This is a genomic window from Planococcus sp. RAB007_Raresut (genome assembly GCF_057369535.1).
This window is the reverse complement of the sequence record NZ_JBXYIF010000009.1, coordinates 1-26,876: the sequence shown is the minus strand read 5'-3', so window position 1 is coordinate 26,876 and position 26,876 is coordinate 1. Positions and strand designations below refer to the sequence as shown.

Annotated in this window: 40 protein-coding genes; all 40 read left to right on the top strand. The window is 44.2% G+C overall.

What is annotated here, in order from left to right:
- The first annotated feature begins 15 nt into the window (after positions 1–15).
- The 40 genes from fusA (at position 16) to AC2Q9J_RS16215 (ending at position 26,580) form a co-directional block, all read left to right on the top strand.
- Complete coding sequence (gene fusA, locus AC2Q9J_RS16410) at positions 16–2,094, top strand: elongation factor G (protein ID WP_499041623.1); 2,079 nt, start codon at positions 16–18, stop codon at positions 2,092–2,094.
- Positions 2,095–2,211: 117 nt separating this feature from the next.
- Positions 2,212–3,399, top strand: a complete 1,188-nt coding sequence (gene tuf, locus AC2Q9J_RS16405) for an elongation factor Tu (protein ID WP_499041621.1) — start codon at positions 2,212–2,214, stop codon at positions 3,397–3,399.
- A gap of 191 nt (positions 3,400–3,590) precedes the next feature.
- Positions 3,591–4,910, top strand: a complete 1,320-nt coding sequence (locus AC2Q9J_RS16400; protein WP_499041619.1) for a Na+/H+ antiporter family protein — start codon at positions 3,591–3,593, stop codon at positions 4,908–4,910.
- Between the two features lie 254 nt (positions 4,911–5,164).
- The gene (gene rpsJ, locus AC2Q9J_RS16395; protein WP_033542800.1) at positions 5,165–5,473 is read left to right on the top strand and encodes a 30S ribosomal protein S10; all 309 of its coding nucleotides are present in this window, start codon (positions 5,165–5,167) and stop codon (positions 5,471–5,473) included.
- Between the two features lie 47 nt (positions 5,474–5,520).
- Positions 5,521–6,150 (top strand): 50S ribosomal protein L3, encoded by a 630-nt coding sequence (rplC, locus tag AC2Q9J_RS16390; RefSeq protein WP_499041617.1) that lies wholly within the window; start codon positions 5,521–5,523, stop codon positions 6,148–6,150.
- A gap of 29 nt (positions 6,151–6,179) precedes the next feature.
- Complete coding sequence (gene rplD, locus AC2Q9J_RS16385; RefSeq protein WP_499041616.1) at positions 6,180–6,803, top strand: 50S ribosomal protein L4; 624 nt, start codon at positions 6,180–6,182, stop codon at positions 6,801–6,803.
- Positions 6,803–7,087, top strand: coding sequence for a 50S ribosomal protein L23 (gene rplW, locus AC2Q9J_RS16380; RefSeq protein ID WP_071152061.1), 285 nt, complete (start codon positions 6,803–6,805; stop codon positions 7,085–7,087). Before rplD ends, rplW begins: the two co-directional genes overlap by 1 nt.
- Positions 7,088–7,133: 46 nt before the next feature.
- Positions 7,134–7,964 carry a 50S ribosomal protein L2 gene (gene rplB / locus AC2Q9J_RS16375; RefSeq protein WP_499041614.1) on the top strand — a complete coding sequence of 277 codons (831 nt, stop codon included), beginning with the start codon at positions 7,134–7,136 and terminating at the stop codon, positions 7,962–7,964.
- A gap of 60 nt (positions 7,965–8,024) precedes the next feature.
- On the top strand, positions 8,025–8,303 hold the full coding sequence (rpsS, locus tag AC2Q9J_RS16370) for a 30S ribosomal protein S19 (protein ID WP_144841136.1): 279 nt from the start codon (positions 8,025–8,027) through the stop codon (positions 8,301–8,303).
- Positions 8,304–8,322: 19 nt separating this feature from the next.
- The gene (gene rplV, locus AC2Q9J_RS16365; RefSeq protein ID WP_084242185.1) at positions 8,323–8,664 is read left to right on the top strand and encodes a 50S ribosomal protein L22; all 342 of its coding nucleotides are present in this window, start codon (positions 8,323–8,325) and stop codon (positions 8,662–8,664) included.
- Positions 8,665–8,667: 3 nt separating this feature from the next.
- Complete coding sequence (rpsC, locus tag AC2Q9J_RS16360) at positions 8,668–9,324, top strand: 30S ribosomal protein S3 (protein ID WP_071152057.1); 657 nt, start codon at positions 8,668–8,670, stop codon at positions 9,322–9,324.
- 1 nt (position 9,325) lies between these two features.
- The gene (gene rplP, locus AC2Q9J_RS16355) at positions 9,326–9,760 is read left to right on the top strand and encodes a 50S ribosomal protein L16 (protein WP_084242184.1); all 435 of its coding nucleotides are present in this window, start codon (positions 9,326–9,328) and stop codon (positions 9,758–9,760) included.
- Positions 9,750–9,950 (top strand): 50S ribosomal protein L29, encoded by a 201-nt coding sequence (rpmC, locus tag AC2Q9J_RS16350; RefSeq protein ID WP_006828936.1) that lies wholly within the window; start codon positions 9,750–9,752, stop codon positions 9,948–9,950. The genes rplP and rpmC overlap by 11 nt, the downstream gene beginning before the upstream one ends.
- A gap of 24 nt (positions 9,951–9,974) precedes the next feature.
- Positions 9,975–10,238 carry a 30S ribosomal protein S17 gene (rpsQ, locus tag AC2Q9J_RS16345; protein WP_084242183.1) on the top strand — a complete coding sequence of 88 codons (264 nt, stop codon included), beginning with the start codon at positions 9,975–9,977 and terminating at the stop codon, positions 10,236–10,238.
- Positions 10,239–10,285: 47 nt separating this feature from the next.
- Positions 10,286–10,654, top strand: coding sequence for a 50S ribosomal protein L14 (rplN, locus tag AC2Q9J_RS16340; protein WP_036803916.1), 369 nt, complete (start codon positions 10,286–10,288; stop codon positions 10,652–10,654).
- A 35-nt stretch (positions 10,655–10,689) separates the two neighbouring features.
- Positions 10,690–11,001 (top strand): 50S ribosomal protein L24, encoded by a 312-nt coding sequence (rplX, locus tag AC2Q9J_RS16335; protein ID WP_084242182.1) that lies wholly within the window; start codon positions 10,690–10,692, stop codon positions 10,999–11,001.
- A 27-nt stretch (positions 11,002–11,028) separates the two neighbouring features.
- Entirely contained in the window at positions 11,029–11,568 is a 540-nt protein-coding gene (gene rplE / locus AC2Q9J_RS16330; protein WP_084242181.1) for a 50S ribosomal protein L5, read from the top strand.
- Positions 11,569–11,587: 19 nt separating this feature from the next.
- Positions 11,588–11,773 (top strand): 30S ribosomal protein S14, encoded by a 186-nt coding sequence (gene rpsN, locus AC2Q9J_RS16325; RefSeq protein ID WP_084242180.1) that lies wholly within the window; start codon positions 11,588–11,590, stop codon positions 11,771–11,773.
- 29 nt (positions 11,774–11,802) lie between these two features.
- A complete protein-coding gene (gene rpsH, locus AC2Q9J_RS16320) occupies positions 11,803–12,201 on the top strand; it encodes a 30S ribosomal protein S8 (protein WP_084242179.1) in 399 nt (132 codons plus the stop codon).
- Positions 12,202–12,231: 30 nt separating this feature from the next.
- A complete protein-coding gene (gene rplF / locus AC2Q9J_RS16315) occupies positions 12,232–12,771 on the top strand; it encodes a 50S ribosomal protein L6 (protein WP_084242178.1) in 540 nt (179 codons plus the stop codon).
- Positions 12,772–12,804: 33 nt separating this feature from the next.
- Positions 12,805–13,167, top strand: coding sequence for a 50S ribosomal protein L18 (rplR, locus tag AC2Q9J_RS16310; protein ID WP_084242177.1), 363 nt, complete (start codon positions 12,805–12,807; stop codon positions 13,165–13,167).
- A 20-nt stretch (positions 13,168–13,187) separates the two neighbouring features.
- Complete coding sequence (gene rpsE / locus AC2Q9J_RS16305; protein WP_084242176.1) at positions 13,188–13,688, top strand: 30S ribosomal protein S5; 501 nt, start codon at positions 13,188–13,190, stop codon at positions 13,686–13,688.
- A gap of 14 nt (positions 13,689–13,702) precedes the next feature.
- The gene (gene rpmD, locus AC2Q9J_RS16300; RefSeq protein ID WP_084242175.1) at positions 13,703–13,885 is read left to right on the top strand and encodes a 50S ribosomal protein L30; all 183 of its coding nucleotides are present in this window, start codon (positions 13,703–13,705) and stop codon (positions 13,883–13,885) included.
- Positions 13,886–13,918: 33 nt separating this feature from the next.
- Positions 13,919–14,359: a 50S ribosomal protein L15 gene (gene rplO / locus AC2Q9J_RS16295; protein ID WP_084242174.1), complete on the top strand. Its 441-nt coding sequence runs from the start codon at positions 13,919–13,921 to the stop codon at positions 14,357–14,359.
- Complete coding sequence (secY, locus tag AC2Q9J_RS16290) at positions 14,359–15,654, top strand: preprotein translocase subunit SecY (RefSeq protein WP_084242173.1); 1,296 nt, start codon at positions 14,359–14,361, stop codon at positions 15,652–15,654. The genes rplO and secY overlap by 1 nt, the downstream gene beginning before the upstream one ends.
- A 60-nt stretch (positions 15,655–15,714) precedes the next feature.
- Positions 15,715–16,368: an adenylate kinase gene (locus AC2Q9J_RS16285; RefSeq protein WP_499041605.1), complete on the top strand. Its 654-nt coding sequence runs from the start codon at positions 15,715–15,717 to the stop codon at positions 16,366–16,368.
- Positions 16,369–16,783: 415 nt separating this feature from the next.
- Positions 16,784–17,002: a translation initiation factor IF-1 gene (infA, locus tag AC2Q9J_RS16280; protein WP_006828950.1), complete on the top strand. Its 219-nt coding sequence runs from the start codon at positions 16,784–16,786 to the stop codon at positions 17,000–17,002.
- Between the two features lie 37 nt (positions 17,003–17,039).
- Positions 17,040–17,153 (top strand): 50S ribosomal protein L36, encoded by a 114-nt coding sequence (gene rpmJ / locus AC2Q9J_RS16275; RefSeq protein ID WP_006828951.1) that lies wholly within the window; start codon positions 17,040–17,042, stop codon positions 17,151–17,153.
- A gap of 24 nt (positions 17,154–17,177) precedes the next feature.
- Entirely contained in the window at positions 17,178–17,543 is a 366-nt protein-coding gene (gene rpsM, locus AC2Q9J_RS16270) for a 30S ribosomal protein S13 (RefSeq protein ID WP_033542779.1), read from the top strand.
- Between the two features lie 25 nt (positions 17,544–17,568).
- The gene (gene rpsK / locus AC2Q9J_RS16265) at positions 17,569–17,958 is read left to right on the top strand and encodes a 30S ribosomal protein S11 (protein WP_006828953.1); all 390 of its coding nucleotides are present in this window, start codon (positions 17,569–17,571) and stop codon (positions 17,956–17,958) included.
- A 129-nt stretch (positions 17,959–18,087) separates the two neighbouring features.
- The gene (locus AC2Q9J_RS16260) at positions 18,088–19,032 is read left to right on the top strand and encodes a DNA-directed RNA polymerase subunit alpha (protein ID WP_084242171.1); all 945 of its coding nucleotides are present in this window, start codon (positions 18,088–18,090) and stop codon (positions 19,030–19,032) included.
- A 45-nt stretch (positions 19,033–19,077) separates the two neighbouring features.
- Positions 19,078–19,452 carry a 50S ribosomal protein L17 gene (rplQ, locus tag AC2Q9J_RS16255; RefSeq protein WP_112224780.1) on the top strand — a complete coding sequence of 125 codons (375 nt, stop codon included), beginning with the start codon at positions 19,078–19,080 and terminating at the stop codon, positions 19,450–19,452.
- A 312-nt stretch (positions 19,453–19,764) separates the two neighbouring features.
- Positions 19,765–20,613: an energy-coupling factor ABC transporter ATP-binding protein gene (locus AC2Q9J_RS16250; RefSeq protein ID WP_499041600.1), complete on the top strand. Its 849-nt coding sequence runs from the start codon at positions 19,765–19,767 to the stop codon at positions 20,611–20,613.
- Positions 20,589–21,461 carry an energy-coupling factor ABC transporter ATP-binding protein gene (locus tag AC2Q9J_RS16245; RefSeq protein WP_499041598.1) on the top strand — a complete coding sequence of 291 codons (873 nt, stop codon included), beginning with the start codon at positions 20,589–20,591 and terminating at the stop codon, positions 21,459–21,461. Before AC2Q9J_RS16250 ends, AC2Q9J_RS16245 begins: the two co-directional genes overlap by 25 nt.
- The gene (locus tag AC2Q9J_RS16240) at positions 21,458–22,255 is read left to right on the top strand and encodes an energy-coupling factor transporter transmembrane component T family protein (RefSeq protein ID WP_121636510.1); all 798 of its coding nucleotides are present in this window, start codon (positions 21,458–21,460) and stop codon (positions 22,253–22,255) included. Before AC2Q9J_RS16245 ends, AC2Q9J_RS16240 begins: the two co-directional genes overlap by 4 nt.
- 11 nt (positions 22,256–22,266) lie before the next feature.
- On the top strand, positions 22,267–23,010 hold the full coding sequence (truA, locus tag AC2Q9J_RS16235) for a tRNA pseudouridine(38-40) synthase TruA (protein WP_499041596.1): 744 nt from the start codon (positions 22,267–22,269) through the stop codon (positions 23,008–23,010).
- A 196-nt stretch (positions 23,011–23,206) separates the two neighbouring features.
- Positions 23,207–23,644: a 50S ribosomal protein L13 gene (rplM, locus tag AC2Q9J_RS16230; RefSeq protein WP_084242165.1), complete on the top strand. Its 438-nt coding sequence runs from the start codon at positions 23,207–23,209 to the stop codon at positions 23,642–23,644.
- A 29-nt stretch (positions 23,645–23,673) separates the two neighbouring features.
- Entirely contained in the window at positions 23,674–24,066 is a 393-nt protein-coding gene (rpsI, locus tag AC2Q9J_RS16225; protein ID WP_033542771.1) for a 30S ribosomal protein S9, read from the top strand.
- A 521-nt stretch (positions 24,067–24,587) separates the two neighbouring features.
- Positions 24,588–25,655 (top strand): iron-sulfur carrier protein/transcriptional regulator SalA, encoded by a 1,068-nt coding sequence (salA, locus tag AC2Q9J_RS16220; protein ID WP_499041593.1) that lies wholly within the window; start codon positions 24,588–24,590, stop codon positions 25,653–25,655.
- Between the two features lie 238 nt (positions 25,656–25,893).
- A complete protein-coding gene (locus AC2Q9J_RS16215; RefSeq protein WP_499041591.1) occupies positions 25,894–26,580 on the top strand; it encodes a KinB-signaling pathway activation protein in 687 nt (228 codons plus the stop codon).
- The last annotated feature ends 296 nt before the right edge of the window (positions 26,581–26,876 follow it).

Here is a 26,876-nt window from a genome sequence, read left to right as displayed (position 1 = left end):
AAGGAGAAGAACAACATGCCTAGAGAGTTCTCCTTAGACAAAACACGTAATATCGGAATCATGGCCCACATCGATGCCGGTAAAACGACTACTACGGAGCGTATTTTATATTACACAGGCCGAATCCATAAAATCGGCGAAACGCATGAAGGTGCTTCTCAAATGGACTGGATGGAGCAAGAGCAAGAGCGTGGAATCACGATCACTTCTGCTGCAACAACAGCTTCATGGAAAGAGCACCGCGTCAACATCATCGATACTCCAGGACACGTAGACTTCACTGTTGAAGTTGAACGTTCACTGCGCGTACTTGATGGTGCTGTAACAGTTCTTGATGCCCAATCGGGTGTTGAGCCGCAAACTGAAACAGTTTGGCGTCAAGCTACAACATATGGCGTGCCACGTGTTGTATTCGTTAACAAAATGGATAAAATCGGTGCTGACTTCCTTTATTCAGTTGGAACGTTGCATGACCGCTTGCAGGCGAATGCACATCCAATCCAATTGCCGATTGGTGCAGAAGACGAATTCTCAGGGATCATCGATCTTGTTGAAATGAATGCGCGCTTCTACGCTAACGACCTTGGAACTGAAATCACTGAAGGGGATATTCCTGAAGATTATAAAGAGCTTGCTGAAGAATGGCACACTAAACTAGTGGAAGCTGTTGCTGAGCTTGATGAAAACTTGATGGAAAAATACCTTGGTGGCGAAGAGCTTACAGTAGACGAACTTAAAGCAGCAATCCGTAAAGGAACGTTGGACGTTGAGTTCTACCCTGTAGTTTGTGGTACTGCATTTAAAAACAAAGGTGTTCAATTAATGCTTGATGCAGTAATTGATTACCTGCCATCACCACTTGATGTACCTCCAATGACTGGCGTTCTTCCGGATTCTGACGAAGAAGTATTGCGCAGACCAGATGAAAACGAGCCGTTCTCAGCATTGGCGTTTAAAGTTATGACAGATCCATACGTAGGGAAGCTTACTTTCTTCCGTGTGTATTCTGGAACACTTAAATCAGGTTCTTACGTACAAAACTCTTCTAAAGGCAAGCGTGAGCGCGTAGGACGTATCCTGCAGATGCACGCTAACTCCCGTGAAGAAATCGCTGAAGTTTACTGCGGTGATATCGCAGCGGCTATCGGCCTTAAAGATACATCAACTGGTGATACTTTAAGTGACGAGAAGCAGCAAGTAATCCTTGAGCGTATGGTATTCCCAGAACCGGTTATTTCACTTTCTGTGGAACCGAAATCAAAAGCGGACCAAGACAAAATGGGTCAAGCCCTTGCTAAATTGCAAGAAGAAGATCCTACTTTCCGTGCACATACTGACCAGGAAACTGGCCAAACGATCATCGCGGGTATGGGTGAACTTCACCTTGACATCCTGGTTGACCGTATGAGACGTGAATTCAACGTAGAAGCTAACGTAGGGGCGCCTCAGGTATCTTACCGTGAGACATTCCGTCAGTCAGCTAAAGTTGAAGGTAAGTTCGTACGCCAATCTGGTGGTCGTGGACAATTCGGACACGTTTGGATCGAATTCTCGCCAAACGAAGAAGGAGCAGGTTTCGAGTTTGAAAATGCTATCGTTGGTGGTGTTGTTCCACGTGAATACATCCCAGCTGTCGAAGCGGGTCTTCGTGACTCACTAGACAACGGTGTTATCGCCGGATATCCTTTGATCGATATCAAAGCTAAATTGTTCGACGGATCTTACCATGATGTTGACTCCAACGAAATGGCATTTAAAGTTGCTGCGTCAATGGCACTTAAAAACGCTATCTCTAAAGTTAACCCGGTAATCCTTGAGCCTATCATGCGCGTTGAGGTTGTTATCCCTGAGGAATACCTTGGAGATATCATGGGTGACATCACGTCACGCCGCGGACGCGTAGAAGGTATGGACGCTCGTGGTAATGCACAAGTTGTTCGTGCAATGGTTCCACTTGCTGAAATGTTTGGATATGCAACTTCATTGCGTTCTAACACGCAAGGCCGTGGTGTGTTCTCAATGCACTTCGATCACTATGAAGAAGTTCCAAAATCACTTTCTGAAGACATCATCAAAAAAAATAAAGGTCAATAATTGAATTTTGGTCTTTAATAAAGTATAAATAATTTGTATGCCAGGAATAATAGGGCCCTATTATTCCGGCACAGCAAGTTAAAAAAATTAACTTAAATTATGAGGAGGACTTTTCTAATGGGTAAAGCTAAATTTGACCGTTCAAAAACACACGCTAATATTGGTACAATTGGTCACGTTGACCATGGTAAAACAACTTTGACTGCAGCAATCGCTACAGTACTTGCTAAAGCGTCAGGCGGGGAAGCTCGTTCTTACGACCAAATCGATAACGCACCAGAAGAAAAAGAGCGCGGTATCACAATCAACACTTCTCACGTTGAGTATGAAACTGCTACTCGCCACTATGCACACGTTGACTGCCCAGGACACGCTGACTATGTTAAAAACATGATCACTGGTGCTGCACAAATGGACGGCGGGATCTTGGTAGTATCTGCTGCTGACGGCCCAATGCCACAAACTCGTGAGCACATCCTTCTTTCACGTCAAGTAGGTGTACCTTACCTTGTAGTATTCATGAACAAATGTGACATGGTAGACGACGAAGAACTTCTTGAGCTAGTTGAAATGGAAGTTCGCGACCTTCTATCTGAATATGACTTCCCTGGCGATGACATTCCTGTTATCAAAGGTTCTGCTCTTAAAGCTCTTGAAGGAGAAGCAGAATGGGAAGAAAAAATCATGGAATTGATGAACGCAGTTGATGAGTACATCCCAACTCCAACACGTGACACTGACAAGCCATTCATGATGCCAGTTGAGGACGTATTCTCAATCACTGGCCGTGGTACAGTTGCAACTGGCCGTGTTGAGCGTGGACAAATCAAAGTTGGTGACTCTGTAGATATCATCGGTCTTACTGAAGAGCCGAAAGCTACTACAATCACTGGTGTTGAAATGTTCCGTAAATTGCTAGACTACGCTGAAGCTGGCGATAACATTGGTGCACTTCTTCGCGGGATCTCTCGTGACGATGTACAACGTGGACAAGTATTGGCTAAACCAGGCACAATCACTCCACACACAACTTTCAAAGCTGAAGTATATGTTCTTTCAAAAGAAGAGGGTGGACGTCACACTCCATTCTTCACAAACTACCGTCCACAGTTCTACTTCCGTACAACTGATGTAACTGGTGTTTGTAACCTTCCTGAAGGTGTAGAAATGGTTATGCCTGGCGACAACATCGAAATGAATGTTGAGCTAATCTCTCCAATCGCACTAGAAGAAGGAACTAAGTTCTCTATCCGTGAGGGTGGACGTACTGTAGGCGCTGGCGTTGTAGCTACAATCCAGAAGTAATTCCTGCTATATGTAAGAACCCCTGTCTCTTAATGAGGCAGGGGTTTTTTTATGTTCTAATTAAAACTATGCAGCTATACATAATAAGAAAACAAAGGAATTATCAGAACCAGTCGTTTGACAAGATTAAACTGATTTGATATTTTAGTTGTTGTGCTTTAATGCTTTAGCAAACTAAAGGAGTTTTTATTATGAATGCTGTCATAGTGGCCGTATTGGTCATGTTGATATTAAGTCTATTAAGAGTGAATGTTGTATTTGCGCTGCTTATCGGAGCGCTTGCCGGAGGATTGAGTGGTGGTCTTCCATTCATGGATACCATAAGCGCCTTTACTTCAGGGCTTGGAGAAGGAGCTGAAATAGCTCTAAGTTATGCCATGCTCGGCGGATTCGCGGTGGCAATTTCCCGCACGGGTATTCCTGAGCTGCTTGTTCAAGGTGTATTGAAGATTGTAAATAAGGATGGACAGGCAACCAGAGAAGGTTTGGCAAAAGCTTTGATCGTACTGGCGCTATTATCCATGGCGATTTTCTCGCAGAACCTGATACCGATTCATATCGCATTCATTCCGTTATTGGTTCCGCCGATTCTTCATATTTTGAATGAATTGCGGATTGATCGTCGATTGATAGCTGCGGTCCTTACATTTGGATTGACTGCTCCTTATATTTTATTGCCCTACGGATTTGGATTGATCTTTCATGAGATCCTGGCAAACCAAATGGCGCTTGCGGGACTGGAGATTGAGATGGCGGATATTCCAAGAGCGATGGCGCTGCCGGTCGCTGGACTTGCTGTCGGCCTTATCATTGCTGTCTTTATCTCTTACCGCAAACCGCGTGACTATCGGGAAACTTCTTCTATAGAAGAAACTCGATTCAAAACGGCATCCGTCAAAGATATCATTGTTACAGTTATTGCGTTGGGTGCAGCGCTGTATGCGCAGATTGAAACCGATTCGATGATCGTTGGAGCGCTTGCAGGGATTATCGTACTTTATGTTTTCGGGGCGATGAAATGGAAGGAAGCTGACGATGTCCTGAGCGAAGGGATGCGCATGATGGCGTTCATTGGATTCGTCATGATCACAGCGAACGGATTTGCTGAAGTCATCAAGGCGACAGGAGCAGTGGAACCGCTGGTCGGCAGTGTGTCAGACTTATTTGCGGGCAACAGAGGCTTGGCTGCGTTGATGATGCTGATTGTCGGATTGTTTGTGACGATGGGCATCGGTTCATCATTCGCGACCATACCGATCATCGCAGCAATCTTCGTTCCACTGAGTGTGGAGTTCGGATTTTCCACGATTGCAATCATCGCATTGATTGGTACAGCCGGCGCACTCGGTGATGCAGGTTCCCCGGCATCCGACTCGACACTCGGACCGACAGCCGGACTGAACGTGGACGGCCAGCATAATCACATCTGGGATACAGTTGTGCCGACGTTCATCCATTACAATATCCCGCTGATCATTTTTGGCTGGATTGCTGTAATGTTGCTTGGTTAAGAAAGAAATGTTCGGACTATTAGCGTATAGGTTGAATCTCGAGAGAATCCTGCTATACTAATAAAAGCGAATTGAAAAGAATTTCGTGGAAACACTTGCGAAGTTCTTTTTTATTTTGTATAATGGTGAATGTTGGTCTTTGACTGCGATGAAGCGAGAGGTTACCGATACACCCGGCCGCTTTGCCATGGCGAGTGATTGGAAAATTTTCGTGGAGAATGTCTATCAAAAATAGGCGAAAAGGAGGGAAAATAATGGCAAAACAGAAAATTCGTATCCGTTTAAAAGCATATGATCACAGAATTCTTGATCAGTCTGCTGAGAAAATCGTGGAAACTGCAAAACGTTCAGGTGCTAGTGTTTCGGGGCCGATCCCGTTGCCGACTGAAAAGTCTGTATACACGATCCTGCGTTCAGTCCATATCTACAAAGATTCTCGTGAGCAATTTGAAATGCGCACACATAAACGTCTGATCGATATCGTCAATCCTACACCACAAACTGTAGATGCATTGATGAAATTGGATTTACCATCTGGCGTTGACATTGAAATTAAACTTTAATCGGTAAACGAAATAGAAAACACAAAAATTTGCAGGAGGTGTGACAAATGACCAAAGGAATCTTAGGTAGAAAAATCGGTATGACGCAAGTTTTTGCTGAGAACGGTGATTTAATCCCTGTAACTGTAATTGAAGCTGCTCCAAACGTAGTGCTTCAGAAAAAAACAGTTGAGGTTGACGGCTATGAAGCAGTCCAACTAGGTTTTGAAGACAAGCGCGAAAAGCTTTCTAACAAACCTTCTAAAGGACACGTCGCAAAAGCTAACACTGCTCCTAAGCGCTTCATTCGCGAACTTCGCAATGTAAACTTAGCTGATTACGAGATTGGTCAGGAAGTCAAAGTTGATGTATTCGCAGAAGGCGATGTAGTAGATGTAACAGGAACAACGAAAGGTAAAGGTTTCCAGGGTGTTATTAAACGCCACGGACAATCACGCGGACCAATGAGTCACGGTTCACGCTACCACCGTCGTCCTGGTTCAATGGGTCCGGTTGCTCCTAACCGTGTATTCAAACAGAAGAAATTACCTGGTCAAATGGGTGGCAACACAATTACGATTCAAAACCTTCACATCGTGAAAGTTGATACTGAGCGTAACTTGCTTCTTATTAAAGGTAATGTTCCTGGATCTCGCAAAGCATTGATTCGCGTTAAATCAGCAATCAAAGCTAAATAATTATTTTTTGAAGAAAGGAGGAAACAGGAATGCCTAAAGTAGCTTTATTAAATCAAACAGGTTCACAAGTTGGAGATATCGAGTTGAACGATTACGTATTCGGTATCGAACCAAATGAATCAGTACTATTTGACGCTGTAATCGCTCAACGCGCTTCACTTCGTCAAGGTAACCATAAAGTAAAAAACCGTTCTGAAGTAGCCGGTGGTGGTAAAAAACCATGGCGCCAAAAAGGGACTGGACGTGCCCGTCAAGGTTCGATCCGTTCACCACAATGGCGTGGCGGTGGTATTGTCTTCGGACCAACACCACGCAGCTACAGCTATAAATTGCCTAAAAAAGTACGCCGTCTTGCAATGCGTTCAGCTTTGTCTTCGACAGTAGTGAACGAAAACCTGATGGTACTTGAAGGATTAACTTTTGATGCTCCAAAAACAAAGTCTTTCTTGCAATTGCAGAATGACCTTTCATTGGGCAAAAAAGTATTGTTCGTAACAGAGGATGTTAACGAAAACTTAGCATTGTCTGCTCGTAACGTTCAAGGTATGACAGTAATCTCTGCAACTGGCATCAATGTTCTTGATCTTCTTGGACATGACAAAGTTGTAATGACGAAAGCTGCAATCGAAAAAATTGAGGAGGTGCTTAGTTAATGGAAGCACGTGATATTCTAAAGCGTCCGGTCATTACTGAGCGTTCTTCTGAAGTAATGGCAGATAAGAAGTACACTTTTGAAGTGGACACTCGCGCAAATAAAACACAAGTCAAACAAGCGGTTCAAGAAATCTTTGGCGTGAAAGTTGAGAAAGTCAACATCATGAACTACAAAGGTAAATTCAAGCGCATGGGTAAACACGCAGGCTATACTAACAAGCGCCGCAAAGCGATTGTAAAATTGACTGCTGACTCAAAAGAAATCGAATTGTTCGAGATTTAATTCTCTAAGTTCTGATAGGAACTAACTAAAGAAGGAGGGAAACAACGTGGGGATTAGAAAATATAAACCTACCACAAACGGTCGTCGTAACATGACGAGTTCGGATTTCGAAGAAATCACAACGAACAAGCCTGAGAAATCGCTTTTGCAACCAACGAAGCGTAAAGGCGGCCGTAACAACCAAGGTAAAATTACTGTACGCCATCACGGTGGTGGACATAAACGTCAATACCGTGTCATCGATTTCAAACGTAACAAAGATGGCATTCCAGGACGCGTTGCTACAATCGAGTACGATCCTAACCGTTCTGCGAACATCGCATTGATTCACTATGCTGACGGAGAAAAACGTTACATCCTTGCTCCTAAAGGAGTAGGCGTTGGAACGCAAATCATGTCAGGCGAAACTGCCGACATCAAAGCAGGTAACGCTTTGCCGTTGTCAAACATCCCAATGGGTTCTACAATCCATAACATTGAAATGAAGCCAGGCGCTGGCGGACAACTAGTTCGTTCTGCAGGTACTTCAGCTCAAATCCTTGGTAAAGAAGGCAAATACGTAACAGTTCGTTTGCAATCAGGCGAAGTTCGTATGATCCTTGCTACTTGCCGCGCTACAATCGGTGCAGTAGGAAATGAACAACACGAATTGATTAACATTGGTAAAGCAGGACGTAACCGTTGGAAAGGCAATCGCCCAACTGTCCGCGGATCTGTAATGAACCCTAACGATCACCCACACGGTGGTGGTGAAGGACGTTCGCCAATCGGACGTAAATCACCAATGTCTCCATGGGGCAAACCGACTCTTGGATACAAAACACGTAAGAAAACGAATAAATCCGATAAATTTATCGTTCGTCGTCGTAAAAAATAATTTGATTACGCTGCGGTTCGCTGAAAGAACCGTGGTGCAATCACGAAGGGAGGATCCCAAATGGGCCGCAGCTTGAAAAAAGGACCTTTTGCTGATGATCATCTTATGAAAAAAGTTGAAGCACAAAAGGACTCTGAGAAAAAACAAGTGATCAAAACTTGGTCTCGCCGTTCTACAATTTTCCCGACATTCATCGGACAAACAATCGCAGTATATGATGGTCATAAACATATTCCTGTTTACGTGACTGAAGACATGGTCGGCCATAAACTAGGTGAATTTGCTCCAACACGCAAATACGCTAGTCATGGTGCAGACGACAAGAAAACAAGACGTTAATTGAGAGGAGGATTTCCCCATGCAAGCAAAAGCTGTCGCTAGAACAGTACGTATTGCTCCTCGTAAAGTCCGTTTAGTAGTAGATTTAATCCGAGGCAAGCAAATTGGCGAAGCCGTTGCGATTCTACAACACACTCAAAAATCATCATCGATCGTTATTGAGAAATTGTTGAAATCTGCAGCTGCAAACGCTGAACACAACTATGAAATGGATCTGAACAACTTGGTTGTCAGTGAAGTATTCGTTGACGAAGGTCCAACATTGAAACGTTTCCGTCCAAGAGCAATGGGACGCGCAAGCGCAATTAATAAACGTACAAGCCACATCACATTAGTGGTATCTGAGAAGAAGGAGGGATAATTCGTGGGACAAAAAATACATCCAATAGGTATGCGTATCGGAATCATTCGTGACTGGGAGTCAAAATGGTACGCTGAGAAAGACTATGCGACACTTCTTCACGAAGATATTAAAATCCGTGAATATATCGAAGCACGTTTGAAAGAAGCTTCAGTTTCCAAAATCGAAATTGAACGCGCTGCAAACCGTGTAAATGTAACAATTCACACTGCGAAACCAGGAATGGTAATTGGTAAAGGTGGTTCTGAAGTAGAAGTACTTCGCAAGCAGCTTAATACAATGACTGGCAAGCGTGTACACATCAACATCATTGAAATCAAACGAGCTGACCTTGATGCGAGACTAGTTGCTGAAAGTGTTGCACGTCAATTGGAAAACCGTGTGTCTTTCCGTCGTGCACAAAAACAAGCAATCCAGCGCACTATGCGTTCTGGCGCTAAAGGGATCAAAACTCAAGTATCTGGACGTCTAGGCGGCGCTGACATTGCGCGTGCTGAACACTACAGTGAAGGTACTGTTCCGCTCCATACGCTTCGTGCTGATATCGATTATGCACATGCTGAAGCTGACACAACTTACGGCAAACTTGGCGTAAAAGTATGGATCTACCGCGGTGAAGTCCTTCCAACTAAGAAGAAATCTGAGGAAGGAGGCAAATAATATGTTATTGCCTAAACGCGTTAAATATCGTCGTGAGCACCGAGGCAAGATGCGCGGTGAAGCTAAAGGCGGCAAAGAAATCGCATTCGGCGAATACGGTCTTCAAGCATTAGAATCATCTTGGATCACTAACCGCCAAATCGAAGCTGCACGTATTTCCATGACTCGTTACATGAAACGTGGCGGTAAAGTATGGATCAAAATTTTCCCGCATAAGCCATATACGAAAAAGCCTCTTGAGGTTCGTATGGGTTCTGGTAAAGGTTCACCTGAAGGCTGGGTAGCCGTAGTAAAAACTGGTAAAATAATGTTTGAACTTGCTGGAGTATCTGAAGAAGTGGCACGCGAAGCATTGCGCCTTGCATCTCACAAACTTCCGGTTAAAACCAAGTTCGTAAAACGTGAAGAAATTGGTGGTGAATCGAATGAAAGCTAATGAAATCCGTGACCTAACCACTGCTGAAATCGAACAAAAAGTGAAATCACTGAAAGAAGAGCTTTTCAACCTTCGCTTCCAATTGGCTACTGGTCAATTAGAAAATACTGCTCGCATCCGCGAAGTACGTAAAGCGATTGCCCGTATGAAAACTGTGATTCACGAAAGAGTACTCAGTGGAAACAACTGATAAATCGAGAGGAGGTTTGCTAGTATGACTGAGCGTAATCAACGCAAAGTATACACAGGCCGTGTTGTGTCTGACAAAATGGACAAAACCGTTACAGTAATGGTTGAAACTCAAAAGAAGCATGCATTTTACGGCAAACGTGTAAAATACTCGAAGAAATATAAAGCTCATGATGAGCAAAACGAAGCTAAAATTGGCGATATCGTTCGCATCATGGAAACTCGCCCGCTATCAGCTACAAAACGCTTCCGTTTAGTAGAAGTAGTAGAAAAAGCGGTTATCATTTAATTTAAATAATTTCGGAACTTAAGAAATTCCGGAGGGAGGTTACCTAAGTGATCCAACAGGAAAGTCGTTTAAAAGTTGCAGACAACTCGGGTGCTCGTGAAGTACTAGCGATTAAAGTACTTGGTGGTTCTGGTCGCAAGACTGCAAACATCGGTGACGTAATCGTTTGTACCGTGAAAAAAGCAACACCAGGTGGCGTTGTTAAGAAGGGTGAAGTCGTTAAGGCTGTTATCGTTCGCACGAAAAGCGGGGCTCGTCGTAAAGACGGTACTTACATCAAATTTGATGAAAATGCATGCGTCATTATCCGTGACGACAAAGGTCCACGCGGAACTCGTATTTTCGGACCTGTTGCACGTGAACTACGTGACAACAACTTCATGAAAATCGTTTCACTTGCTCCTGAAGTTCTTTAATAAATCAATGTGTTATACCAAGGAGGTGCGACAGAATGCATGTTAAAAAAGGTGACAAAGTTAAGGTGATCTCAGGAAAAGACAAAGGCAAAACAGGCGTTGTCTTGACTGCTCTACCTAAAAAAGACCGTGTGATCGTTGAAGGTATCAATATCATCAAAAAACACACAAAACCGAACCAGGCAAGCCCGCAAGGCGGAATTGTCAGCCAGGAAGCAGCTATCCACGTTTCAAACGTAATGTTGCTTGACCCTAAATCAGGCGAGCCGACTCGTGTTGGATACAAGGTTGAAGATGGTAAAAAAGTTCGTGTTGCAAAAAAATCCGGTGACAAATTAGACAACTAAAACTCTTGAATGAAGGGAGGTACACACATGAACCGCCTAAAAGAAAAATATGTGAATGAAATCACTCCTGCTCTAGTTAGCAAGTTTGAATATAAATCAGTCATGCAGGCTCCAAAAGTTGATAAAATCGTTATCAACATGGGTGTCGGTGAAGCAGTACAAAACACTAAATCACTTGATTCAGCTGTTGAAGAATTGCAGACAATCTCTGGTCAAAAACCAGTGATCACTAAAGCTAAGAAATCTATCGCTGGCTTCCGTCTTCGTGAAGGTATGCCAATCGGATGTAAAGTTACACTGCGCGGAGAGCGTATGTATGACTTCCTGGATAAATTGATTGCTATCTCACTTCCACGTGTTCGTGACTTCCGTGGTGTTTCGAATAAATCATTCGACGGCCGCGGCAACTACACACTTGGTGTGAAAGAACAATTGATCTTCCCTGAAATCGATTATGATAAAGTTTCGAAAGTACGCGGGATGGACATCGTAATTGTAACAACTGCGAACTCTGATGAAGAAGCTCGTGAGTTATTGACACAATTCGGAATGCCGTTCCAAAAGTAAACGTGAGGGAGGCGTAAACGTGGCTAAAAAATCTATGATCGCAAAACAAAAACGCACGCCAAAGTTTAAGGTACAAGAGTACACACGCTGTGAACGATGCGGACGTCCGCATTCTGTAATACGCAAATTTAAACTTTGCCGTATTTGTTTCCGTGAACTTGCATATGTGGGACAAATTCCTGGCGTTAAAAAAGCCAGCTGGTAATCCCCTAATTTGGGAAGGAGGTAAATGTAATGACAATGACTGATCCGATTGCAGATATGCTGACACGCATTCGTAATGCGAATATGGTTCGTCACGAAAAATTGGAGCTTCCGGCTTCTAACGTGAAAAAAGACATCGCTGAAATTCTTAAGCGTGAAGGTTTCGTTCGTGACGTTGAATATGTTGAAGATGACAAGCAAGGCATGATCCGGATTTTCTTGAAATACGGAGCTAACAACGAACGCGTTATTACTGGATTGAAACGTATTTCAAAACCAGGACTACGTGTTTACGCTAAAACTGACGAGGTGCCACGCGTACTAAACGGTCTAGGAATCGCTTTAGTATCGACATCACAAGGTTTGGTAACTGATAAAGAAGCCCGCGCGAAACAAATCGGCGGAGAAATCATAGCATACGTTTGGTAATAAGCAACAAACGAATGGAGGTGCAAAGAAATGTCACGTGTAGGTAAAAAACCAATCGAGGTACCTTCTGACGTTACGATCACTCTTGGCGACAAGAACGAAGTAACAGTTAAAGGTCCTAAAGGCGAGTTGACTCGCGCATTTAACCAAGATATCACTATTTCTCTAGAAGATAACGTGTTGACTTTGACACGTCCTTCCGACTCTAAAGACCACCGCACAAACCACGGAACAAGCCGTGCATTGCTAGCGAACATGGTTACAGGCGTTTCACAAGGTTTCGAGCGCAGACTTGAACTAGTGGGTGTCGGGTACCGTGCTCAATTGCAAGGCAAGAAATTGGTTCTTAACGTAGGTTACTCTCACCCGGTTGAATTCACTCCGGAAGAGGGCGTTGAAGTTGAAGTCGAAGGAAACACAAAAGTTGTCGTAAAAGGCATCAACAAAGAACGTGTTGGAGCTCTTGCTTCAAACATCCGCGCTACGCGTCCGCCAGAGCCGTATAAAGGCAAAGGGATCCGTTACGAAGGCGAAGCAGTTCGTCGCAAAGAAGGTAAAACAGGTAAATAATGCTGCTTAGGCAGGCTGAAAGGAGTGACCTCAGTGATTACGAAACTCGATAAAAATGCATCTCGTAAAAAGCGTCATGCACGTGTACGTTCAAAAATTACGGGTACGACAGAACGTCCGCGTTTGAACGTATTCCGTTCGAATAAATACATTTACGCTCAATTGATCGACGATACAAACGGTGTAACACTTGCAAGCGCATCTTCAATGGATAAAGATTTTTCCGGAGATGTAACTGGCAACGTTGAAGCAGCAACTAAAGTCGGCGAAACAATTGCGAAAAAAGCTACTGAAAAAGGCTTGAAATCGGTTGTTTTTGACCGCGGTGGTTATTTATATCACGGACGTGTTAAAGCTCTAGCAGAAGCAGCACGTGAAAATGGTTTAGAATTTTAAAAGAAGGAGGGACACATTTCATGCGTCGTATTGATCCAAACAAACTTGAACTTGAAGAACGCGTAGTTACGATTAACCGCGTAGCGAAAGTTGTAAAAGGTGGACGTCGTTTCCGTTTCTCCGCATTAGTTGTTGTAGGCGACAAAAATGGTAAAGTCGGTTTTGGTACTGGGAAAGCACAAGAAGTTCCAGATGCAATCCGTAAAGCTATTGAAGATGCGAAGAAAAACCTGATCGAAGTACCTATGGTTAAAGGTACAACTCCACACCTAGTAACAGGACGTTTTGGCGCAGGCCAAATCCTTATCAAACCTGCTTCACCTGGTACAGGAGTTATTGCCGGCGGACCTGTCCGTGCGGTACTTGAGCTTGCAGGAGTACAGGATATTTTGTCTAAATCTCTTGGCTCTAACACACCAATCAACATGGTGCGTGCAACAATCAACGGTTTAACTCAACTGAAAAGTGCTGATGAAGTTGCAAAACTTCGCGGTAAAACTACAGAAGAGCTATTAGGATAAGGAGGGAAAATTACATGGCTACTAAACTAGAAATTACCCTCACAAAGTCTGTGATCGGTTCTAAACCGGCACAACGCAAAACTGTCCAGTCACTTGGTTTACGCAAAATGCATCAAACAGTCGAGCACCAAGACAATGCCGCTATCCGCGGTATGCTTGATAAAGTCGCTCACTTAGTTACTATCAAAGAAGTTTAATCCCTGATTTCTATAGAAGGAGGTGCCAACTAAATGAAACTTCATGAATTAAAACCAGCAGAAGGTTCACGCAGCTCAAGAAAGCGCATCGGACGCGGTATCGGTTCAGGTACTGGTAAAACAGCAGGTAAAGGTCATAAAGGTCAAAACGCTCGTTCAGGCGGCGGTGTCCGTCCTGGATTCGAAGGTGGCCAAAACCCATTATTCCGTCGTTTGCCAAAACGTGGATTCACTAACATCAACCGTAAAGACTATGCAGTCGTGAACTTGGATGTATTGAACCGTTTCGATGAAGGCACAGAAATTACACCTGCATTGCTAATTGAATCTGGTGTTGTCAGCAACGAAAGATCTGGAATCAAGATCCTTGGTAACGGTAGTTTAGAAAAGAAACTGAATGTTAAAGCTCACAAATTCTCTGGATCAGCTAAAGAAGCGATAGAAGCTGCCGGTGGACAAGCAGAGGTGCTTTAATGTTTCAGACAATCTCAAATTTTATGCGCGTGACTGATATTCGAAATAAAATCATCTTTACATTATTGATGCTCGTCATCTTCCGTATCGGAACTTTTGTTCCGGTGCCGAATGTCGATGCTTCAGTTTTGCAAGCTACTGATCAGATGGGTCTGATCGGATTCTTAAATACTTTCGGTGGAGGCGCCCTTGCTAACTTCTCGATTTTAGCGATGGGGATCATGCCATACATTACAGCATCGATCATCGTGCAATTATTGCAGATGGATGTTGTACCGAAATTTGCTGAGTGGGCGAAACAAGGAGAAGTCGGAAGACGGAAACTTGCTCAATTCACTCGCTACTTCACAATCGTACTTGCCTTCATCCAGGCAATTGGTATGTCTTATGGCTTTAACCAAATGTATGGAGGAACTTTGATTCAAAACGATACAATTTCAACTTATATTGTTATTGCGATTGTTTTGACTGGTGGTACGGCGTTTCTACTGTGGCTTGGTGAGCAGATTACGGCAAAAGGTGTGGGGAACGGTATTTCGATTATCATCTTCGCAGGGATTGTCGCTGCAGTACCAGGTGCAATTAACCAATTATATGCACAGCAGATTCAAGGAGCTGGAGATCAGCTTCCGATCAATATCGCCATCATGGCGTTGCTTGCATTAGCAGTTGTTGCCATTACGGTTTTGGTGATTTATGTTCAGCAAGCGCTGCGCAAAATCCCGATTCAGTATGCTAAACGCGTTGCTGGCCGTGGCCAGACAACAAGTGGGCAGCAAACGCATTTACCTTTGAAAGTGAACGCGGCCGGAGTTATCCCGGTAATCTTTGCAGTAGCGTTTATCATCACGCCTCAAACCATTGCTTCTTTCTTTGGAGCCAATGCGTTTACGGATGCTGTACAAAATACGTTTGATTATACTCAGCCTGTCGGCATGATCATTTATGTCGCTCTGATTATCGCATTTACGTATTTCTACGCATTCATTCAGGTTAATCCTGAGAACGTATCGGATAACTTGAAAAAGCAAGGTGCATACATCCCGGGAATCCGGCCGGGTAAAAATACACAGGATTATTTAACAAGTGTGCTTTACCGACTGACATTTGTCGGCGCTATCTTCCTTGCAGTCATTTCTGTTCTGCCGATTTTCTTCATTAACGTTGCGGGCTTGCCCCAATCAGCACAAATCGGTGGTACCAGCCTATTGATCGTAGTAGGGGTAGCACTTGAGACAATGAAACAATTGGAATCGCAGCTTGTAAAACGTCATTATAAAGGCTTTATGAAATAAGATATTTGTGGTGGGAACGTGAGAACGTTCCTTATCCGCTTGTCTGAGGGGGCACTCCGTATGAATATCGTATTAATGGGTCTGCCTGGAGCCGGCAAAGGCACTCAAGCAGACAAAATTGTTGAGAAGTACGACATCCCTCATATTTCTACAGGTGATATGTTTCGCGCCGCTATCAAAGGCGGAACGGAACTAGGCTTGAAAGCAAAATCGTTCATGGATCAAGGTGCTTTGGTACCTGATGAAGTGACTATCGGTATCGTCCGTGAGCGTCTTAGCGAACCGGATTGTGCAGAAGGCTTTCTATTAGACGGCTTTCCACGTACAGTTCCTCAAGCTGAAGCTCTAGAATCCCTTCTTGCCGACCTTGGCAAAGGAATCGAGCATGTCGTAAATATCCAAGTTGAAAAAGACGAATTGATTGCACGTTTAACGGGCCGCTGGATTTGCAGAGTCTGTGGAACTGCTTACCATACTGTGTTCAATCCACCTGAAGTTGCAGGTGTGTGCGACAAGGATGGCGGAGAGCTCTATCAGCGCGAAGACGACAAGCCTGAAACCGTCACAAAGCGTTTAGAAGTAAACATGCAACAAACACAGCCGCTTCTTGATTTCTACGGAGACAAGGGTGTGCTGAAAAATATAAATGGACAGCAGGACATTCAAAAAGTATTTGCTGACATTGATGCTCTTCTAAAGGGCGACCGAGGATAATCCCCGGCGCCGGGCGCAGTTAGTTGCCTCCATGCGGCTTTAAGGAGCACCGGAGATATGAATTTTCGAGAGCTGCAAAAGCTTGATGCTTATTATATGAAAGCCGGTGCGAGATGCACGCAGACCTGGTCTGAATCGTGCAATTCAGCACTGGAAATAGTATAATGGGTTTCGTGGAAGCATCTGTGTAACGGGTTTGGAACTCATCCTAAGCAGTCCGGGCGCTCGAGGATACGTGAGGCTGAAGGGCTTGACCGGATTATCCCAACCTGCTCATTGCGGGAAGCGGAACTCGGAAGATGTCTTTTACATGTCACTCATGCAATCCTGGTGAATGAATAGAAATCAATTATTCAATCAGCAATTACTGTTTGAAGATGAGGGCTGACTTGTATACAGAAGGGAGACTGGGTCGATGGCGAAAGACGATGTAATTGAAATCGAAGGAACAGTCGTTGAGACTTTGCCTAACGCGATGTTTAAAGTAGAATTGGAAAATGGACATACGATTCTTGCGCATGTATCCGGCAAGATTCGCATGCACTTTATCCGCATTCTACCAGGAGACAAAGTTACAGTTGAACTATCTCCTTACGATTTAACACGCGGTCGTATCACATACCGTTTTAAATAATCTTTTGCACTCCGGACTACTAAGGAGGTTGGGTTAGATGAAAGTGAGACCATCTGTGAAACCGATCTGCGAAAAATGTAAAGTTATTCGCAGAAACGGAAAAGTCATGGTAATCTGTGAAAATCCGAAACACAAACAAAGACAAGGCTAATATTGAAGGAGGTGCATCGAACACATGGCACGTATTGCTGGTGTTGACATTCCGCGCGACAAACGCGTAGTTATTTCATTAACTTACATTTTCGGTGTTGGTAAAACAACTGCTCAGAAAGTTCTTTCTGCTGCTGGTATCTCTGAAGATACACGAGTTCGTGATCTTACAGAAGATGAGTTGAACAATATCCGTGAACAATTGGATCAATACAAAATTGAAGGTGACCTTCGTCGTGAAGTATCAATGAACATCAAACGCTTGATGGAAATTGCTAGCTTCCGAGGTATCCGCCACCGCCGTGGACTACCTGTACGCGGTCAAAATACGAAGAACAATGCGCGTACGCGTAAAGGTCCTCGTAAAACTGTTGCGAACAAGAAAAAATAATCAGTAAAGGAGGTTTCTTCTTAACATGGCACGTAAACAACAAACTCGTAAGCGTCGTGTGAAAAAGAATATCGAATCAGGTATTGCTCACATCCGCTCAACATTTAACAACACAATTGTTACGATTACAGATATGCAAGGGAATGCAGTATCTTGGTCTAGCGCAGGTGCACTAGGATTTAGAGGTTCACGTAAATCTACACCTTTCGCTGCTCAAATGGCTGCAGAAACCGCTGCTAAAACATCGATTGAACACGGTCTTAAAACTTTAGAAGTTACAGTTAAAGGTCCTGGTTCAGGTCGTGAGGCTGCTATCCGTGCACTTCAAGCTGCCGGACTAGAAGTTACAGCTATCAAAGATGTAACTCCAGTTCCTCATAACGGTTGCCGTCCGCCAAAACGCCGTCGCGTATAATCGTTAATCTGAATAGGATTTTTGAACATCACGACTTACTGAATGTGTTCTGAATCGTTGCGAAAGTCTGTGACTATCGAATTCTTGGTTTAACGAAAAACACCGACGTTTTGAAGGAGGGTAAAATGAATGCTCGAAATAGAAAAACCAAAGATTGAAACGGTTGAGATCGATAGCAATGCCAAGTTCGGCAAATTTGTTATTGAACCCCTTGAGCGTGGATATGGAACCACTTTAGGAAACTCCTTACGTCGAATCTTACTTTCATCTTTACCAGGCGCTGCTGTTACTTCGATTCAAATTGATGGTGTATTGCATGAATTCTCCACTGTTGAAGGTGTAGAAGAAGATGTGGCATCAATCATCTTGAATATTAAGAAACTGGCTCTGAAAATTTACTCTGACGAAGAAAAAGTCATTGAAATTGATGTAAAAGGTGATGGAACGGTTACGGCTGCAGATATTACTCACGACAGTGATGTAGAAATTCTGAATCCGGATCTATATATCGCAACAATCGCTAAAGGCGGTCACTTACGTATGCGCATGTATGCAAACAGAGGCCGTGGATACGCTCGTGCTGATCAGAACAAACGTGAAGATCTTCCGATTGGCGTTATCCCGATTGACTCTATTTATACTCCAGTTTCTCGCGTCAATTTCCAGGTTGAAAATACTCGTGTGGGCCAGTTGGCGCATTTCGATAAACTTTCACTTGATGTCTGGACAGATGGAAGCATCGGTCCTAAAGAGGCAATTGCGCTTGGAGCAAAAATCTTTACTGAGCATTTGAACATCTTCGTAGGATTAACGGATGAGGCACAAACTGCTGAAATCATGGTTGAAAAAGAAGAAGACCAAAAAGAGAAAGTCTTAGAGATGACTATCGAAGAGCTTGATCTTTCAGTCCGTTCTTACAACTGCTTGAAACGTGCGGGTATCAACACGGTACACGAACTGGCAAGCAAGTCGGAAGACGACATGATGAAAGTACGCAACCTTGGACGCAAATCACTTGAAGAAGTCAAAGTGAAGTTGGAAGATTTGGGATTAGGCCTTCGTAAAGAAGACTGAGTTCAAAATCGGATCCGAACTATTTAACAAAGGAGGGAAACTTCAATGAGAAAGCTTCAACGTACAAGTTCTCAACGTAAAGCACTATTACGTGACCTTACTACAGACTTAATCGTACACGAACGCATTCAAACGACTGAAGCTCGTGCGAAAGAAGTGCGCTCGACTGTAGAAAAAATGATTACTCTTGGTAAACGTGGGGATATCCATGCTCGCCGTAAAGCTGCAGCATACATCCGCCGTGAACTAGTAACAACTGCTGACGAAGAAGGCAACGAAAACACAATCTTTGCTTTGCAAAAATTGTTTGATGATGTTGCACCACGTTACGCGGACCGTCAAGGCGGCTACACGCGCATCATGAAAATGGGGCCTCGTCGCGGAGATGGCGCACCGATCGTTATTATCGAATTAGTTTAATTTCTATCTTCCGGATCGACATTGCTTCGGCATTGTCGATTCTTCCGAAGAGGGTTCACGCCCTCTTCTTTTAGCATAATGATTTATACGACACATATGAAAAGCTGAGCGTTACGATGAGCGAGCCCTTACAGGCGGCGTCTTGTCTAGCTCTACGCACCTCATTCAACCCTGGCTTAAGCAACCGGGGAGCCATAGAGACAGAAAAGCGCATTTCTCTGAATGAGGTGCGCGCTTTTTTTTATTTATTTTACATATGCTTATCTGAACGAGTAGAGTAGAGATTAGATGAGCCAGAGGAGGTCAGACTAGATGAATTCGGAAATTTTGTCATTTGAAAACGTGACATTCACATATAATGCAGAAGACGGACCGGTACGTCCGGCAGTGGCAGATGTATCCTTTTCGATACAGCAAGGGGAATGGATCGCGCTGGTGGGCCATAACGGTTCAGGAAAATCCACAATTGCGAAGTTGATGAACGGCCTGCTGTTTCCGGGTGAAGGAAAAGTGAAGGTATTCGGACATGAGATGTCGGAAGAAACCTTATGGGATATCAGATCGCAGCTGGGAATGGTGTTTCAGAATCCCGATAATCAATTTGTCGGGGCGACAGTCCAGGATGACGTGGCGTTTGCTTTAGAAAATAATGGTGTACCGCATGCAGTAATGGTGGAACGTGTGCATGAAGCATTGAGCCAGGTCAAAATGGAAGATTATAAAGACCACGAACCCCATCATTTATCAGGGGGTCAAAAACAGCGGGTGGCAATAGCTGGCGCGCTTGCTATGCGTCCGAAACTGCTGATATTGGATGAAGCGACATCCATGCTTGATCCACAAGGGCGTATGGAAGTCATTGAAACGATACGCCGTTTACGGGAGTCGACCGGTTTGACGGTAATCTCCATTACGCATGATTTGGAAGAAGCGGCTCTGGCAGAACGCATCATTGTGATGAACCGTGGGGAGAAGCATATGGAAGGCACGCCCGCAGCTGTTTTTAATCAAGGCAGCGAGTTGACGGATATGGGTTTGGATTTGCCTTTTGCGATGCGGATGACGCATTTATTGCAGGAGGCTGGAGTTGGACTTCAAGAAGAACATATGACAGAAGATAAGTTGGTGGATGAACTGTGGAAATATTACTCAAAGGCGTAGGCTATAGTTACGCTGAGGATACGCCATTTGAAAAGAGGGCATTAACGGATGTCAATCTTCATATTCCGTCAGGTTCCTATACCGCGATCATCGGCCATACAGGTTCCGGCAAGTCGACCGTCCTGCAGCATCTGAATGCGCTGTTGAAACCGACAGAAGGCGTTGTCATGATCGGAGACCGGAAAATTGAAGCGGGCGTAAAAGCCAAAGATCTGCGAAATGTCAGGCGCCAGGTGGGCATTGTATTCCAGTTTCCGGAGCAGCAGCTATTTGATGAAACTGTTTTGAAAGACATCATGTTCGGTCCTTTGAATTTCGGTGTTCCTGAAAAGGAAGCTGAACGCCGGGCGCGGGAACTTGTGGTGCAATTGGGATTGCCAGATGGCGTATTGGAGAAATCCCCATTCGATCTATCGGGCGGCCAGATGCGCCGTGTGGCAATTGCTGGCGTATTAGCGATGGAACCCGAAGTTCTGGTGCTGGATGAACCGACGGCAGGACTCGATCCGAGAGGCCGCAGAGAGATCATGGATCTATTCCATGAGCTTCATATTACGAAAAACCTGACGACGGTATTGGTGACCCACAGCATGGAAGATGCGGCGAGATATGCGGACCGTGTCGCGATTATGCATAAAGGGCATTGCGTAGTGACTGGTGAACCGAAAGCGATCTTTTCGAATGAAGAGCAATTGCGGGATTACAGTCTCCAGCCGCCGCGCAGTGTCCGGCTGCAGCGCGATTTTGAAGAACGTACCGGCTTGAAGTTGGGCGAGATTTCATTGACTGAAGAAGTGTTGGCAAAAAATATTGCGTTGGCCATGGCGGATGGGAGTGGATCCCTATGATGGAGAAAATGATTTTCGGCAGGTTCATTCCTGGTGATTCAGTGGTCCACCGGATGGATCCGCGGGCGAAAATTCTTTTTGTCTTTCTATTTATCGCAATTGTTTTTGTCGCCAATAATGCCTGGGGCTATGCCATATTGCTTGGATTCACACTGCTGGTTGTATTTCTTTCGAAAATCCGTCTGTATTTTTTGATAAACGGATTGAAACCGGTCTTTATTCTTTTAATCTTTACCTTTTTCCTGCATCTCTTTTTCACCAGAGAAGGAGATCTCTTATTCAGTTTCGGCTTTATTGAAATATACGAAGAGGGCTTAAGGCAAGGGATATTCATATCTATCAGATTCTTGGTACTGGTATTTATGACCAGTGTCCTGACGCTGACGACTTCGCCGATTTCGATAACGGACGGCATTGAAGTCCTGCTTGGCCCTTTCAAGAAGATTAAATTGCCGGTGCATGAACTGGCGCTGATGATGTCGATTTCGCTGCGTTTTATCCCGACATTGATGGATGAAACCGGCAAGATTTTAAAAGCGCAAATGGCGCGGGGTTCCGATATTGGCTCAGGTCCGATGAAAGAACGGGTCAAAGCGGTCGTGCCTTTGCTCATTCCATTGTTTGTCAGTGCCTTTAAACGCGCTGAAGATCTGGCGACGGCCATGGAAGTGCGGGGCTACCGCGGCGGAGAAGGCAGAACACGCTACCGCCAGTTGAACTGGCAGTTGGCGGATACGCTCAGCCTGGTGCTGCTCGCAGGACTGACAGCGGCGTTATGGTATTTCCGGGCGTAAGGAGAGAAAATATGAAACGAATGAAAGCGGTCATCGCTTATGATGGCTCGGGATTCGCGGGCTATCAGATACAGCCGGAAGCCCGGACGATTCAAATGGAATTAATGAAAGTGCTGAAGAACATCCATAAAGGCCGTGATGTACAAGTCGTGGCAAGCGGCCGGACGGATGCGAAAGTACATGCCACTGGCCAGGTGATTCATTTCGATACGGATTTCAGTATACCGGTTGAAGGCTGGCTAAAGGCGCTGAATGTACTGTTGCCGGAAGATATCCGCGTTTCCTCTATTGAAGAGGCGACACCTGAATTCCATGCGCGTTACCATACAGTCGGTAAAACGTACCGCTATAAATGGGACCGCAGCACAATCATCAGCCCGTTCACACGGAATTATATGGTGCACCTGAAACAGCGGCCGGACGTAGATGCTATGCGCAAGGCGGCTAAAGCGATTTTGGGCACCCATGACTTTTCCAGTTTTTGTGCCGCGAACACAGGGGTAGTCGATAAAGTGAGGACTATCCGGCGTTTGGATTTTGAGGAGCACGGCGAAGAATTGCACATGGTCATCGAAGGATCCGGCTTCCTCTATAATATGGTGCGCATCATTGCCGGCACTTTATTCGAAATAGGAATCGGTAAGCGGGAACCGGAAGAGATGGCTGAAATCATCCGTTCAGCTGACCGCGCAGCGGCAGGAAAGACAGCTGCGGCGCATGGTTTATACCTTGAAAATGTGGAGTATGAAAGCTGAAGCAACCATTCCAGGTGTTTTTAGGAAAACGCTTGACTTTCTGGCGCTGGCGTTATATGATGATGTATGGTATTTTCATTACCCCCACGATATGCCCCGGAAGGTTATTAGTGTTTGGGATAACGAAAAAACGGAACAGCGGAACACTGTATTTTTAACATTAAAAACGATACGATTTATTAGGAGGACAATATACATGCGTACAACATTCATGGCTAAAGGTCACGAAGTAGAGCGTAAATGGTTGGTTGTCGATGCAGAAGGGCAAACTCTTGGACGTTTAGCTTCTGAAGTCGCTTCAATCCTACGCGGTAAATACAAACCAACATTCACACCAAACGTTGACACTGGTGATCACGTAATCATCATCAACGCTGACAAGATTCACCTTACAGGCAAAAAGCTTACGGACAAAATCTACTACCGTCACACACAATTCAGCGGTGGTTTGAAACAGCGTACTGCACTTGAAATGCGCACGAAATACCCAACGAAAATGCTTGAACTGGCTATTAAAGGGATGCTTCCTAAGAACTCTCTTGGACGCCAGATCTTCAAGAAACTTCACGTATACGCAGGACCAGAACACAACCATCAAGCACAACAACCGGAAGTTTACCAACTTCGCGGCTAATAATCAGTAAATAAGAGGAGGATACACCTTTGGCACAAGTTCAATATTTAGGTACAGGTCGCCGTAAAAACTCAACAGCCCGCGTCCGTTTAGTACCAGGAGACGGCACAATCACAATCAACAACCGCGACGTATCGGATTACGTTCCATACGAAACTCTTGAGCAAATCATCAAACAACCACTAGTAGCTACTGAAACTCTTGGAAGCTATGATGTTCTTGTAAACGTAAGAGGCGGAGGCTTCACAGGTCAAGCTGGAGCAGTACGTCACGGAATCGCACGCGCTCTACTTACTGTAGACCCTGCTTTCCGTCCAGCACTTAAATCTGCTGGATTGTTAACTCGTGACCCACGTATGAAAGAACGTAAGAAACCAGGTTTGCGTTCAGCTCGTCGTGCACCACAGTTCTCAAAACGTTAATCTATCAATCAAAAAGCCCTTTTCTCTTATGGAGAAAGGGCTTTTTTTATTTATTAATGAGGTATAGATTCAGATTTCAATTATCAGCCACCTAGGATTTTCCCCATATATAACGTCAGGCTTAAGATGAACCAGACGCCCATTCCAATGTAAAATAAAATCATATACAAAGTAAGTTTATTAAATCCCTTGTTGGCTATCAAAATCATTCCGTAAAAGAACAAATTTATATACAGTGGGTGCTCCCAGTATCCGGCTTGTAAAGAGAATTTGTAGACAAGGTATGCTGCTGAGATGAACCATAGGAAAATCGCTGTTTTATAAAATATTTCTCTAGTTTTCATTATTTCTCCTTGTGTCAGATTTTTATTACATCATATCATTGTGTGCTTAGTAGAAAGAATTATATTTTAAGGGAGAATTTATTTACGCAGATTTTATTTAAAAGACAGAATTGATTTAAAACTAATGTCGCTATGTTATACTTTACGGTGAGCAAAAGTGATAAGGAGTGTATATATATGTTGACTGAAGTACAAGTTCGCGAATTACTCGGAGAAGTACAAGATCCGTTTTTACATAGATCGCTGGCAGAAACAGATGGCATTACTTCTGTAAAAATTAAAGAAGAAAAAAATCATGTAAGTGTTAAATTGGCGATCGCCAAAGTGAATACACCTGAACAGATGCAATTGCAGATGAAAGTGGTTGAAATCTTGAAGGGTGCAGGAGCGGATTCAGTCGGTATCCGTTTTGAAGAGTTGACGCCGGAAGCAATGGCGAAGTTCCGCGGAACTGCAAATGAATCCGAAGCACAGGATTTATTGTCTCCATTGAATAAAGTCGAATTCATCTCGATTGCCAGCGGTAAAGGCGGCGTCGGAAAATCGACTGTCTCTGTCAACTTGGCTATTGCGCTTGCGCGCCTTGGCAAAAAAGTCGGATTGATCGATGCAGATATTTACGGGTTCAGTGTTCCTGATATGATGGGCATCGAGAAAACACCTGTTGTGCGCGGAGATACGATCATTCCGGTCGAACGTTTTGGTGTCAAAGTCATTTCTATGGGCTTCTTCGTTGAAGAAAACATGCCGGTTGTATGGCGCGGGCCAATGCTCGGTAAAGTGCTTGATCAATTCTTCCGCGATGTAGAGTGGGGCGACCTTGATTATCTTCTATTGGACTTGCCGCCAGGAACGGGAGATGTTGCGCTTGATATCCACCAAATGCTGCCGGCTTCAAAAGAGATTGTCGTTACGACTCCTCACCCGACAGCTGCCTTCGTCGCAGCGCGCGCTGGAGCGATGGCTTTGCAGACGGACCACGAAGTATTGGGTGTTATCGAAAACATGTCCTGGTTTGAAAGCAAGGAAACGGGCAAGAAAGAGTATCTATTTGGACAAGGCGGCGGACCGAAGCTTGCAGAAGAATTGCAAGTTCCGTTGCTGGGACAGATTCCTCTTGGCCAGCCTGACTGGAACGAAGCGGATTTTGCGCCTTCAGTGTATCTTGAAGATCACCCTACAGGAAAAATTTATGGTGATATTGCAGAAACTATTCTTAAGCAATTTGCGGCAAAACGCCAATAATAATAGATCCGGAACCTTGAAAGGGGTTTCGGATTTTTTAATTTGATCAAGAGTTCTTTCTATAGTTGTTGTAGATAGAAACCTCTTTTGAAAATATCTGCCTTTCTTAAATGTGCCGAATCTACGAACAGATACCGTGACTTCAAGGTTTGTTCACATCTCACCGGTTTCGTTTATGGATTTTTACCTATCTGATTGGTACAATCTTAAAAGAACTTCAAATAACGGAGGCATTAATGTGACAATACGAAATTGGGTAAAATTTTTTATAAATGCAATGCTGATAGGTGGAACGGTAACCGGGATCCTCGGTTTATTTATAAGATGGAATGATGTTTTCGCCGAACCATTCGCAAATGGTGCGTGGGGAGAGTTTATCGCCGGCTTTGTATGGATGGTAGTTGTAGGGATGACGATGAGTTTGATTGCACAGATGGGTTTTTTCGCGTATTTAACCATTCATCAGTTTGGAATCAATATGTTCCGTACGCTGACTCTATGGAATTGGGTTCAGCTATTAATCATCGCGGTAGTAATTTTTGATTTGATTGTTTTCCGTTTCATGCCAAATGCTGAGACGGCTGCGCAAGGCTGGCTGTATGCAGGGCTTCTGGCGATTCTAATCGGTACAGCGGTAGTAACGGCTTACTTCAAAGCGAAGTGGACAACAAAGTCCACATTCATTTCCGCGCTATTCTTTATGATCGCAGTAACCACGCTTGAATGGCTGCCAGCGCTTATGGTCCAAGCGGGCAACGTTGACAGTTGGGTTACATTGCTGCTGTTTCCATTCCTTGCGGTGAATGCGTATCAATTATTGGTGCTGCCGAAATACAATGCCAAGTCCGATGAAGATCGGCAAAAACTTGAAGAGCGTCGCGCAGCCCGTAAAGCAAATGCTAAACCGGCTGTAAAAAAATCATGAAATTTATAAATGCCTGCTGATGAAGCAGGCATTTTTTTATTGGGTATTCCTGCGGTAAGCCCGAGAAGTGCAGAGCTGTTTTTTTGAGGGCGAACCCGGAGCGGGAAAAGAATTACAGAAGGAAAAAAGTAATTTCAAAAAAACTTTTCAAAATCTGTTGACAGTGAATTAAAGATGCTTTAATATAATAAAAGTCGCCAAGCAACACAGACGACAACATGAACCTTGAAAACTGAACAGCAAAACGTCAACGAAAGACGTCACGAGCGCCTTGGCGCGAGAACGGCTTTTGCGAT

Bases quoted from the DNA above. Each gene is read 5' to 3' on its own strand.
- rplF (WP_084242178.1), top strand. From the start codon at position 12,232: ATGTCACGTGTAGGTAAAAAACCAATCGAGGTACCTTCTGACGTTACG.
- AC2Q9J_RS16240 (WP_121636510.1), top strand. From the start codon at position 21,458: ATGATGGAGAAAATGATTTTCGGCAGGTTCATTCCTGGTGATTCAGTG.
- rplM (WP_084242165.1), top strand. From the start codon at position 23,207: ATGCGTACAACATTCATGGCTAAAGGTCACGAAGTAGAGCGTAAATGG.
- infA (WP_006828950.1), top strand. From the start codon at position 16,784: ATGGCGAAAGACGATGTAATTGAAATCGAAGGAACAGTCGTTGAGACT.
- AC2Q9J_RS16400 (WP_499041619.1), top strand. From the start codon at position 3,591: ATGAATGCTGTCATAGTGGCCGTATTGGTCATGTTGATATTAAGTCTA.
- rpsJ (WP_033542800.1), top strand. From the start codon at position 5,165: ATGGCAAAACAGAAAATTCGTATCCGTTTAAAAGCATATGATCACAGA.
- AC2Q9J_RS16285 (WP_499041605.1), top strand. From the start codon at position 15,715: ATGAATATCGTATTAATGGGTCTGCCTGGAGCCGGCAAAGGCACTCAA.
- rplV (WP_084242185.1), top strand. From the start codon at position 8,323: ATGCAAGCAAAAGCTGTCGCTAGAACAGTACGTATTGCTCCTCGTAAA.
- rplD (WP_499041616.1), top strand. From the start codon at position 6,180: ATGCCTAAAGTAGCTTTATTAAATCAAACAGGTTCACAAGTTGGAGAT.
- fusA (WP_499041623.1), top strand. From the start codon at position 16: ATGCCTAGAGAGTTCTCCTTAGACAAAACACGTAATATCGGAATCATG.
- rplC (WP_499041617.1), top strand. From the start codon at position 5,521: ATGACCAAAGGAATCTTAGGTAGAAAAATCGGTATGACGCAAGTTTTT.
- AC2Q9J_RS16260 (WP_084242171.1), top strand. From the start codon at position 18,088: ATGCTCGAAATAGAAAAACCAAAGATTGAAACGGTTGAGATCGATAGC.
- rpsS (WP_144841136.1), top strand. From the start codon at position 8,025: ATGGGCCGCAGCTTGAAAAAAGGACCTTTTGCTGATGATCATCTTATG.
- rpsK (WP_006828953.1), top strand. From the start codon at position 17,569: ATGGCACGTAAACAACAAACTCGTAAGCGTCGTGTGAAAAAGAATATC.
- rpmD (WP_084242175.1), top strand. From the start codon at position 13,703: ATGGCTACTAAACTAGAAATTACCCTCACAAAGTCTGTGATCGGTTCT.
- rpsM (WP_033542779.1), top strand. From the start codon at position 17,178: ATGGCACGTATTGCTGGTGTTGACATTCCGCGCGACAAACGCGTAGTT.
- secY (WP_084242173.1), top strand. From the start codon at position 14,359: ATGTTTCAGACAATCTCAAATTTTATGCGCGTGACTGATATTCGAAAT.
- rplE (WP_084242181.1), top strand. From the start codon at position 11,029: ATGAACCGCCTAAAAGAAAAATATGTGAATGAAATCACTCCTGCTCTA.
- rpmC (WP_006828936.1), top strand. From the start codon at position 9,750: ATGAAAGCTAATGAAATCCGTGACCTAACCACTGCTGAAATCGAACAA.
- rplW (WP_071152061.1), top strand. From the start codon at position 6,803: ATGGAAGCACGTGATATTCTAAAGCGTCCGGTCATTACTGAGCGTTCT.
- AC2Q9J_RS16250 (WP_499041600.1), top strand. From the start codon at position 19,765: ATGAATTCGGAAATTTTGTCATTTGAAAACGTGACATTCACATATAAT.
- rplO (WP_084242174.1), top strand. From the start codon at position 13,919: ATGAAACTTCATGAATTAAAACCAGCAGAAGGTTCACGCAGCTCAAGA.
- rpsH (WP_084242179.1), top strand. From the start codon at position 11,803: ATGACAATGACTGATCCGATTGCAGATATGCTGACACGCATTCGTAAT.
- salA (WP_499041593.1), top strand. From the start codon at position 24,588: ATGTTGACTGAAGTACAAGTTCGCGAATTACTCGGAGAAGTACAAGAT.
- rplQ (WP_112224780.1), top strand. From the start codon at position 19,078: ATGAGAAAGCTTCAACGTACAAGTTCTCAACGTAAAGCACTATTACGT.
- rpmJ (WP_006828951.1), top strand. From the start codon at position 17,040: ATGAAAGTGAGACCATCTGTGAAACCGATCTGCGAAAAATGTAAAGTT.
- rpsQ (WP_084242183.1), top strand. From the start codon at position 9,975: ATGACTGAGCGTAATCAACGCAAAGTATACACAGGCCGTGTTGTGTCT.
- rpsE (WP_084242176.1), top strand. From the start codon at position 13,188: ATGCGTCGTATTGATCCAAACAAACTTGAACTTGAAGAACGCGTAGTT.
- truA (WP_499041596.1), top strand. From the start codon at position 22,267: ATGAAACGAATGAAAGCGGTCATCGCTTATGATGGCTCGGGATTCGCG.
- rplX (WP_084242182.1), top strand. From the start codon at position 10,690: ATGCATGTTAAAAAAGGTGACAAAGTTAAGGTGATCTCAGGAAAAGAC.
- tuf (WP_499041621.1), top strand. From the start codon at position 2,212: ATGGGTAAAGCTAAATTTGACCGTTCAAAAACACACGCTAATATTGGT.
- rplP (WP_084242184.1), top strand. From the start codon at position 9,326: ATGTTATTGCCTAAACGCGTTAAATATCGTCGTGAGCACCGAGGCAAG.